Origin of the sequence: Pseudomonas zhanjiangensis (assembly GCF_041027545.1) — a bacterium.
Classification (GTDB): domain Bacteria; phylum Pseudomonadota; class Gammaproteobacteria; order Pseudomonadales; family Pseudomonadaceae; genus Aquipseudomonas; species Aquipseudomonas zhanjiangensis.
In genome coordinates this window covers 1-9,849 of record NZ_JBFTEG010000037.1, presented here as the reverse complement: position 1 = coordinate 9,849, position 9,849 = coordinate 1, and the positions used below count along the sequence as shown (strand labels likewise).

Here is a 9,849-nt window from a genome sequence, read left to right as displayed (position 1 = left end):
GAACAGCAGGGCCCCGACCTTGTCGGCGATGGCGCGGAAGCGCGGGAAGTCCAGGGTCTTGGAGTAGGCGCTGAAGCCGGCGACGATCATCTTCGGCTTGTGCTCGACGGCCAGGCGCTCGACCTCGTCGTAATCGATCAGGCCGGTGGCGGTGTCCAGGCCGTACTGCACGGCGTTGTACAGCTTGCCGGAGGAGCTGACCTTGGAACCGTGGGTCAGGTGACCACCGTGGGCCAGGCTCATGCCGAGGATGGTGTCGCCGGCATTGAGCAGGGCCAGGTACACGGCGCTGTTGGCCGAGGAGCCGGAGTGCGGCTGGACGTTGGCGAAGTCGGCGCCGAACAGCTCCTTGGCGCGGTCGATGGCCAGCTGCTCGACCACGTCGACGTATTCGCAGCCACCGTAGTAGCGCTTGCCCGGGTAGCCTTCGGCGTACTTGTTGGTCAGGCCGCTGCCCTGGGCCTGCATGACACGCTTGCTGGTGTAGTTCTCCGAGGCGATCAGCTCGATGTGATGCTCCTGACGGGCTTCTTCGGCATTGATAGCCGCCATCAGTTCGTCGTCGTAGCCTTGGATTTTGTCGTCTTTGCTGAACATCGCTGATCTCCTGCGGCGCCACGCCGTGGCGCATCTGTGTCGAAATCGGGGTATAGCCCTTGTGGAGCCGATGGTATGACCGGACCTAAAGCGCCAGATGCCTATGTACGCCACGAGGGGTTGTGTTTGCGACATGCGGGTCGGCGGCGAGCGGCGGCCTCATCGGCAGGCGGGCACGGTCAGGCTGGCGCGCCGGTACGCGCCGAGAACCGGCAATGTTGTCGCCAATTGCGTCTGTACAGGCGCCAGGGCGCAAGTAAAGTTAGACCATCCTCCGGCATCCTGCGCCGCAGCCAGATAGAAGGAACTTGCAATGACCGACTCATCCCAGCAGTTCGCCAGTGACAACTATTCGGGTATCTGCCCGGAGGCCTGGGCCGCCATGGCCGAGGCCAACCACGGGCATGCCCGTGCCTACGGCGACGACCAGTGGACGGCCCGTGCCGCCGACCATTTCCGCCAGTTGTTCGAGACCGACTGCGAGGTGTTCTTCGCCTTCAACGGCACCGCGGCCAACTCGCTGGCCCTTGCCGCGCTGTGCCAGAGCTACCACAGCGTGATCTGCTCGGAGACCGCCCACGTCGAGACCGACGAGTGCGGAGCCCCGGAGTTCTTCTCCAACGGCTCCAAGCTGCTGCTGGCGCGAACCGAGATCGGCAAGCTGACGCCGGAGGCGATCCGCGAGATCGCCCTCAAGCGTCAGGACATCCACTACCCCAAGCCCAAGGTGGTCAGCCTCACCCAGGCCACCGAGGTCGGCACCGTCTATCGCCCCGAGCAGGTGCGGGCGATCAGCGCCACCTGTCGCGAGCTGGGCCTCAATCTGCACATGGACGGCGCGCGCTTCTCCAACGCCTGCGCCTTCCTCGACTGCAGCCCGGCCGAGCTGACCTGGAAGGCCGGCGTCGACGTACTCTGCTTCGGCGGCACCAAGAACGGCATGGCGGTGGGCGAGGCCATCCTGTTCTTCAACAAGGGCCTGGCCGAGGACTTCGACTACCGCTGCAAGCAGGCCGGCCAGCTGGCCTCGAAGATGCGCTACCTGTCGGCGCCCTGGGTCGGCCTTCTGCAGAACGACGCCTGGCTGCATTACGCTAAGCACGCCAACGGTTGCGCGCGGCTGCTGGCCGAGCTGGTCAGCGACGTGCCGGGCGTCAGCCTGATGTTCCCGGTGGAGGCCAACGGAGTGTTCCTGCAGATGTCCGAAGCCGCGCTGGAAACCCTGCGCGCCAAGGGCTGGCGTTTCTATACCTTCATCGGCGCCGGCGGCGCGCGCTTCATGTGTTCCTGGGATACCCAGGTGGAGCGGGTGCGCGAGCTGGCGGCGGATATTCGCGAGGCCATGGCGGGCGGTTGAGTTTTCCATACCCATCAGGCTGCTCGGCGGACTTACCCACAGACGCTGTGGGCCCTGTTGTGGATAAGCTGTTCATCCCGGGCGGGCGGTCAGATGCCAGGCGGCCCGGCCCTCGTCGATCAATAAATCACCAGCGCCGCTCAGGGCGCAGCGGCGCCCGGTCGGTCGGGCCGTTGATCTTGACAACCACTGGCACGCGACCTAGACCCATCTAAAGGCAAGGTACATAACCTGGCCAACTCACACCGAGAGGATCAATTCATGCTCCGGTTTGTGGGGGCGGCCCTGTGGCTCGACCTAAGCCCCCGTCCATCCAGCTTGCGCGCGCCGCCCGCCGTCAGCCTCTGCATCCCCGGCTCCCCTGCTTGTGCGCAGCGTGCGACGCAACCCGAGGGAGTACCCCATGAACGACACCTTTGATCTGCCCCGCCGCCAGTTCCTTCTGGGCAGCGCCGGCGCGGTCGCCTCTGCTGGCCTGTTGGGTTTCAGTCCGCTGAGCCTGGCCGAGCAGATGCCGCTGCCGGACTACGTCAACTGGAAGAATCCCGATGCGCTGATTGTGCACAGTGCCAAGACCCTGGAGACGCAGCGTGGCGCCATCGGCACCAGTATCGTGACGCCCTCCGACCAGCTGTTCGTGCGCAACAATCTGCCGACCCCGGCCCCTGCCATCGTCGCCGACCGTGATGCCTGGACGGTGGCGTTCCAGGGGGTCAAGAAGCCGCGCAGCCTGACCCTGGGCGAACTCAAGTCCCTGGGCGTCGAGACCGTCGCCAGTGTCTTGCAGTGCTCGGGCAATGGCCGGGCATTCTTCCCCCATGGCGCCAGCGGCACTCAGTGGTCGGTGGGTGCGGCCGGTTGCGTGTTCTGGAGCGGTGTGCCGATGCGCCAGGTGATCGAGGCGCTCGGCGGCATCGAGGAGGGCATGCGCTACATGACCAGCACCGGTGGCGAGGAGCTGCCCGCTGGCCTGGACCCCAAGAGCGTGATGGTCGAGCGTTCGGTGCCGCTGCGGGGGGTGGAGCAGGCCCTGCTGGCCTGGGAAATGAACGGCGAACCGCTGCCCCTGGCCCATGGTGGCCCGCTGCGCATGGTGTTGCCAGGCTTCTATGGGGTGAACAACGTCAAGTACGTCAAGCAGGTGGCGTTCACCGCCGAGCAGAGCGAAGCAAAGATCCAGATGTCCGGCTATCGCATCCGTCCGGTTGGCCAGGGCGGCGCGCCCGACCAGCCCTCGATGTGGGAAATGAACGTCAAGTCCTGGATTACCCAGCCGCTGCAGCAGGCCAAGGCCGGACGGGTGACGATCCAGGGCGTGGCATTCGGTGGCGCCAAGTCGTTGTTGCGCGTCGAGGTGTCGCTCGATGGCGGCGAACACTGGCGCATGGCGCGATTCGTGGGGCCCGACCTGGGGCCCTATGCCTGGCGCCCGTTCGTGTTGATCACCGAACTCGAGCCGGGCAGCTACTCACTGGCCAGTCGGGCGACCGACATCGAAGGCGACATGCAGCCGCGTGAGCGGATCGATAACGAGCGTGGCTATGGCCATAACGGCTGGGAGGACCATGGAGTCAAGATCACGGTGGTCTGAGTCGATGCGGCGGCTACTGCCGGCCCTGCTTGGCCTGCTCGTTGCGTCTGTGGCGCAGGCCGGGGACGCGCGCTTCGAGCTTGGCCGCCAGGTGTTCCGCGAGCAGGCGCAGCCGGCCTGCAGCCTCTGCCATAGCCTGCGCGCGGCGGATGCGAGCGGCGAGATCGGCCCCGACCTCGACCAGCTCAAGCCGGATGCTGCGCGGGTGGCCGCGGCGGTGCGTGGCGGTGTCGGGGTCATGCCCAGCTTTGCCGTCACGCTCAGCGCCGAGCAGATCGAGGCGGTGGCCGAGTATGTCGCCCGGGTGGCCGGTAACTAGCGCGCGTGCTCAAGTAAGGGCTGCGGGGTTGCAGGGGGCCAGACTATGCTGAAGGTGGATGGCTGCCTCCCCGATCGATTGCTAAGGGGCTGGCGCCGTGACCCTAACCCCTGGTGATGGCTAATGACGAACCAAGAGGCTTCCTACCAGCAGGCTGTCGAGCGCCTGCAATTGCTGATCGACACCGCCACGTCGCAGGGTGTGCAGGAGCCGCATGCGGCGGCGCTGGCCACGGCCGACCGCTATGCACACCCGTCGGTACGCATGGTCTACGTGGTGGCCGTCGAAGAGGCGGGGCTGCTGTTCTTCGTCAACATGGAGAGCGGCAAGGGCCAGCAGCTGCTGGACAACCCGCGTGCGGCGCTGTGCTTCTTTTGGCGCGAACTGCAGGAGCAGGTGACCCTTGAGGGCGATATCCAGATGCAGTCCATCGAAGTTGCCGATGAGTACTGGCGCAAGCGCTCCCGCGCGGCGCAACTGGCTGCCTGGGCATTCCCCCAGGGCGCGGCCGCGCCAGACAAGGCCGAGCTGCGTCAGCAGGTGCGCCAACTCGAACAGACCCTGGGATTCGAAGCGGTACCGCGCAGCCCGAACTGGTGCGCCTTGCGCCTGCTGCCGGAACGCATCGAATTCTGGCCATCCGGCTGGCAGCGGGTGCGCGAGCGTACCCGGTATCTCAAGGGAGAGGACGGGCACTGGACCGTCGAAGCGCTTACCCCCTGATCTGGCCCATCCCCTGGAGGTCGCCATGGCCCACTGCTCAGTCGACGCCATCCGTGCCATTGCCTTGGTCGGCCATGCTGACAGCGGCAAGACCAGCCTGGTCGAAGCCCTATTGCACCACAGCGGCGTCATCGCCTCCATGGGCACGCTGGAGCGCGGCGATACGGTGTGCGACTTCGACCCCCTGGAGCGCGAGTATCGCCACTCGCTGGCTTCGGCGTTGGCCCATTGCAGCCATGCCGGAGCCGAGTTGAACCTGATCGATACGCCGGGGTATCCCGATTTCATCGGCCAGGCGATCGCCGCCCTGGCGGCGGTGGAAACCGCACTGGTAGTGGTCAACGCGCAAAACGGCATCGAGCTGAACACCCGGCGAATGATGTCTTTGGCCGGCGAGCGGCGCCTCTGCCGGATATTGGTGGTGAACAAGATCGACGCGGAACGGGTCGACCTGCCCGGGCTGCTTGCCGATCTGCGCGAGGCCTTCGGCAAGGAGGTGCTGCCGCTCAACCTGCCGGCGGCGGGGGCCAGTCAGGTCGTCGACTGTTTCTTCGAGCCGACCGGCGAGGCGGACTTCTCCTCGGTGGCCGATGCCCATCAAACCCTGGTCGATCAGGTGGTGGAGGTCGACGAGGAGCTGATGGCGCGCTACCTGGAGCAAGGCCAGATCAGCCCGCAGGAGCTGCATGCGCCGTTCGAGCGCGCATTGCGCGAAGGACATCTGATTCCCCTGTGTTTCGTCTCGGCGCGCAGCGGAGCCGGGATCGCCGAATTGCTCGAGGTGCTCGCCCGGCTGGCGCCCAACCCGGCGGAAGGCAATCCGCCGTTGTTCTTCAGGGGCGAAGGCAGCGCGGCTCAGCCCTTTCGCTCGGTGCCGGATCCGCAGCGGCATGTGCTGGCCCACGTATTCAAGGTGGTGATGGACCCCTTTGTCGGCAAACTGGGCGTGTTCCGCGTGCATCAGGGCACTGTTCGGCGCGACATGCAGCTGTTCGTCGGTGACGCCAAGAAGCCGTTCAAGGTCGGACACCTGCTGCGGCTGCAGGGCAAGCGCTACGACGAAGTCACCCAACTGGTGCCTGGCGAGTTCGGTGCGGTGAGCAAGGTCGAGGAGCTGGAGTTCGATGCGGTGCTGCACGACTCGCATGATGAGGACAACATCCACCTCAAGCCCCTGGCATTTCCGGCGCCGATGCAGGGCCTGGCGATCCAGGCCAAACGCCGGGGCGACGAGCAGCGTATTTCCGAGGTGCTGCATCGGCTGCTGGCCGAAGACCCCTGTGTACGGCTCGACTACCACCCGAGCACTCAGGAGACCGTCCTGCGCGGCATGGGTGAGATGCATCTGCGCTACTTGCTCGACCGGATGGCCGGCAGCTACAAGCTGGAGGTTGAGACGCGGCCTCCCCGCGTGCCCTACCGGGAAACCATTACCCGCCCGGCCGAAGGTCATAGTCGGCACAAGAAGCAAACCGGCGGCGCCGGTCAGTTTGGTGAAGTCTTTCTGCGCATCGAGCCGCTGGCGCGTGGTGCCGGTTTCGAGTTCGTCGATGAGGTCAAGGGTGGGGTGATTCCCTCGCAGTTCATTCCCTCGGTAGAGAAGGGTGTGCGCTCGGTGCTCGAAGGAGGGCCCCTGGCAGGCTACCCGGTCGATGATGTCCGGGTTACGGTCTACGACGGCAAGAGCCATGCGGTCGATTCGAAGGACGTCGCCTTTCAGGCGGCGGGACGCAAGGCCATGCTCGAGGCGCTGCGCTCAGCCGGTGGCATCGTGCTGGAGCCGGTGGTTTCGATCGAGATCAGCACCCCCGAAGCCAGGCTCGGTGACATCACCACCGACCTGGTGGGGCGCCGTGGCCAGGTGCTCGGCAGCGAATCGCAGGCCCAGGGCGTGGCGCTGGTTCGCGGGCAGGTGCCGCTGGCCGAACTGGATGGCTATGGTGGTCGCTTGAAGTCGATTACCGCCGGTCAGGGCGGTTACCGACTGGAACTCAGTCACTACAGTGCGGTACCGCAGGATGTCCAGCAGCGCTTGGCGAGCGCCTACAAGGCTGTGCAGGAGGAGGATTGAGTAACGGACCCCGAGCGCCAGGCCTGCCTGGCGCTCGCTGGGCAATCAGTAGTCGATGACCACGTCGCCCTTGGGTACGCTGCAGCAGGACAGGATATAGCCTTCGGCCACGTCTTCGTCGGTGATCCCGCCGTTGTGTTCCATGGTCACATCGCCCGCGGTCTTCATCACCTTGCAGGTGCCGCAGATCCCCATGCCGCAGGCCTTGGGAATGTGCAGGCCCAACTTGGCGGCGGCGGCGTGAACGGTTTCGCCCGGATCGATGCGAATGCTCTTGCCGGTGGCGACGAACTCGACCTGGTGCTGGTCTGCCAGCGGCACCGGTGGCGCATCGGCGGCTTCGGCTGCCAGCTCCCTGACTTCCTCGCGGATATCCGCCGGTGTCGCCCCGAAGGATTCCTCGTGGTAGTGCGACATGTCGAAGCCGTTGTTCTGCAGCAGGTGCTTGATCGCATTCATATACGGGGTCGGCCCGCAGCAGAACACTTCCCGCTCATGGAAGTCGGGGGCGATCAGTTCCAGCATCTTCTGGTTCAGATAGCCGCGATAGCCCGCCCAGGGATCACCCAGACCGAACTTCTCGCAGATGATGTGCAGGTTGAAGTTGCTGATCCGCGAGGCCATGTGTTCCAGCTCGCGGTGGTAGATGATGTCCTTCGGTGTGCGGGCGCTGTGGACGAAGGTCATGTCGACATTGGCGTTGGTGTCGAAGAACCAGCGCGCCATGGACATCACCGGGGTAATGCCGACACCGCCGGAAAGGAACAGCACCTTTTCCGCCGGGAAGTCGATGGAGTTGAACAGCCCGACCGGGCCGTGCACCGCCAGCTCGTCGCCTTCCTTGAGGTTGTCGTGCAGCCAGTTGGACACCTTGCCGCCGGGCACCCGCTTGATGGTGATCGAGAAGCTGTACGGCACCGACGGCGAGCTGGAGATGGTATAGGAACGCATGATCGGCTGGCCGTCGATCTCCAGTTCCAGGGTGACGAACTGGCCCGGCTTGAAGAAGAACAGCACCGGTTGTTCTGCCATGAAACAGAAGGTGCGCACATCCCAGGTTTCCTGGATCGCCTTGACGCAGCGCACCAAGTGGCGGCCGTTGCTCCAGGTCTGGGTGGTGACGGGATTGAGGAAGTCATTCGTCGTCATGGACGGCTCTCCGCGCACGGCCGGACATCGGCCTTGTATGAGTGAATTGTGCGTAAGCGCCGATAGGCCGACTTACCTGCTAGCGACATCGACATGCTTATCGCGACCTGCCGCAGGCTGCGCGGCTTTGCGCGTCGGAAACGGATGCGGCCATGTCGCCCTTGGGTAAGGTTTGGCCTGCGCCCACCGCCAAACTCCTCGCCAGCCGAAGCAAATGGAATAGAGCGTTCGATCCTCGTTGCCACGTAGCGAACCGCCAATCGGCAGGCGACATGCGAGGAGTCAGATACGCCGCCTTGCGTAGTACCCGAAACAGCCATAATTTGCGGCAGATCTTCGCATCTGCCATTGAGGAGTCACCGATGGACGTTACTTCCAAGCTTAGCCTGGGCGACCCGCTGGAGCCCGCACGCAAGGCCACCGCCGAGATGCTGCAGACCCGCGAGCGCACCTTCTCGCTGCCGCAACCGTTCTATAACGACGAGCGGCTGTTCCAGATCGACATGCAGGAGATCTTCCACAAGGAATGGCTGATCGCCGGCATGACCTGCGAGATCCCGGCCAAGGGCAACTACCTGACCGTGCAGCTGGGCGACAACCCGATCATCGTCATTCGTGGTGCCGAAGGCGCGGTGCACGCATTCCACAACGTCTGCCGTCACCGCGGCTCGCGCCTGTGTGTCAGCGACAAGGGCAAGGTGGCCAAGCTGGTCTGCCCCTACCACCAGTGGACCTACGAGCTGGACGGCCGCTTGCTGTTCGCCGGCACCGAGATGGGTGCCGACTTCAAGCTCAGCGACTACAACCTCAAACCGGTGAACTGCAAGACTGCTGGCGGCTTCATCTTCATTAGCCTGGCGGACAACCCGCCGGCCATCGACGAGTTCCTTTCCGGTCTGGCTCATTACATGGAGCCCTACGACATGGAGAACACCAAGGTGGCGGTGCAGAGCACCATGCGCGAGCAGGCCAACTGGAAGCTGGTGCTGGAGAACAACCGCGAGTGCTACCACTGCAATGGTTCGCACCCGGAGCTGCTCAATACCCTGCTGGAGTGGGACGACACCAACGATCCGCGCGCCACGCAGGAGTTCAAGGACCACGTTGCCCAATGTGCGGCCGACTGGGAAGCCGAGAAGATCCCTTACGTGCATGCCGGTTTTGGCCTGCGCAACCGCATCGTGCGCATGCCGCTGCTCAAGGGCACCGTGTCGATGACCATCGATGGCAAGCAGGGTTGCAGCAAGCTGATGGGGCGCATCAAGAACCCCGACCTGGGCTCGATGCGTATCCTGCACCTGCCGCACTCGTGGAACCACTGCATGGGCGATCACCTGATCAACTTCACCGTGTGGCCGGTCGGCCCCCAGGAGTCCATCGTCATCACCAAGTGGCTGGTGCACAAGGATGCGGTGGAAGGGGTCGACTACGACGTCGATCGTCTGCGCCAGGTCTGGGACGCCACCAACGATCAGGACCGTCGCCTGGGCGAAGAGAATCAGCGCGGGATCAACTCCACCGCCTACCAGCCGGGCCCGTACTCGACTACCTACGAGTTTGGCGTGGTCAACTTCCTCGACTGGTACAGCGAGCGGATGCTCGAAAACCTGGGCGAGGAGCAGCCCGCTACCAAGTTGCGTCAAGTCAACGACTGATCGGCGCTCGCCTGACCTCAGCCCTCTTCGTGAGGGCTGAGGCATTTGGAGGCCTCGCTTCCGTCAAGTGGATCAATCTGTTTGCCCTCTCTATAGCCTCTATTCGGAGGCGCACAGGCCTTGCTGCCTGAGCGGCGGCTCGCCAAGGCGTCACTTTGCGCCTGGTTGCTTCGGGTTTCTTCCCCGCTATCGTCATCGTTAATTCAGCCCAGTCTGTCGCAGTTAGTGCGATAGGCTTGCTTTGGCGCGGGCAAAAAAAAGGCTATGTCCCAATGATGTGTTGCAAGAACTAATCTGAAAGGCAGGCATCCGCTCGGGAGGTCTGCCGATCATGGATACTCAAGCCTTTCACCACTGGCTGGCTCAACTAGGCCAGCTCAGCCCCCA

The 9,849-nt window shown here is 64.3% G+C and carries 8 protein-coding genes; 6 read left to right on the top strand and 2 right to left on the bottom strand.

Annotated elements, in window-relative coordinates:
• Window positions 1-597 (bottom strand): PLP-dependent aminotransferase family protein (locus tag AB5S05_RS21740; RefSeq protein WP_500181257.1); only part of this gene is annotated, 597 nt, incomplete at its 3' end.
• A 313-nt stretch (window positions 598-910) separates the two neighbouring features.
• On the opposite strand from AB5S05_RS21740, the gene AB5S05_RS21735 reads away from it, so the two are divergent.
• The 5 genes from AB5S05_RS21735 to fusA all read left to right on the top strand — a co-directional run bounded on the left by AB5S05_RS21735 (window position 911) and on the right by fusA (window position 6,658).
• The gene (locus AB5S05_RS21735; RefSeq protein WP_369289595.1) at window positions 911-1,954 is read left to right on the top strand and encodes a threonine aldolase family protein; all 1,044 of its coding nucleotides are present in this window, start codon (window positions 911-913) and stop codon (window positions 1,952-1,954) included.
• 403 nt (window positions 1,955-2,357) lie between these two features.
• On the top strand, window positions 2,358-3,545 hold the full coding sequence (gene sorT, locus AB5S05_RS21730; RefSeq protein ID WP_369289594.1) for a SorT family sulfite dehydrogenase catalytic subunit: 1,188 nt from the start codon (window positions 2,358-2,360) through the stop codon (window positions 3,543-3,545).
• A gap of 4 nt (window positions 3,546-3,549) precedes the next feature.
• Window positions 3,550-3,864 carry a SorU family sulfite dehydrogenase c-type cytochrome subunit gene (gene sorU / locus AB5S05_RS21725; protein WP_369289593.1) on the top strand — a complete coding sequence of 105 codons (315 nt, stop codon included), beginning with the start codon at window positions 3,550-3,552 and terminating at the stop codon, window positions 3,862-3,864.
• Window positions 3,865-3,987: 123 nt separating this feature from the next.
• Window positions 3,988-4,587 (top strand): pyridoxine/pyridoxamine 5'-phosphate oxidase, encoded by a 600-nt coding sequence (locus tag AB5S05_RS21720; protein WP_369289592.1) that lies wholly within the window; start codon window positions 3,988-3,990, stop codon window positions 4,585-4,587.
• 25 nt (window positions 4,588-4,612) lie between these two features.
• Window positions 4,613-6,658 carry an elongation factor G gene (gene fusA / locus AB5S05_RS21715; RefSeq protein WP_369289591.1) on the top strand — a complete coding sequence of 682 codons (2,046 nt, stop codon included), beginning with the start codon at window positions 4,613-4,615 and terminating at the stop codon, window positions 6,656-6,658.
• A 45-nt stretch (window positions 6,659-6,703) separates the two neighbouring features.
• Here fusA and gbcB read toward each other — a convergent pair whose 3' ends face one another.
• Window positions 6,704-7,807: a glycine betaine monooxygenase reductase subunit gene (gene gbcB, locus AB5S05_RS21710; protein WP_369289590.1), complete on the bottom strand. Its 1,104-nt coding sequence runs from the start codon at window positions 7,805-7,807 to the stop codon at window positions 6,704-6,706.
• Between the two features lie 362 nt (window positions 7,808-8,169).
• Here gbcB and gbca point away from each other — a divergent pair, with 362 nt between their 5' ends.
• Window positions 8,170-9,462 (top strand): glycine betaine monooxygenase oxygenase subunit, encoded by a 1,293-nt coding sequence (gene gbca / locus AB5S05_RS21705; protein WP_369289589.1) that lies wholly within the window; start codon window positions 8,170-8,172, stop codon window positions 9,460-9,462.
• Window positions 9,463-9,849: the final 387 nt, after the last annotated feature.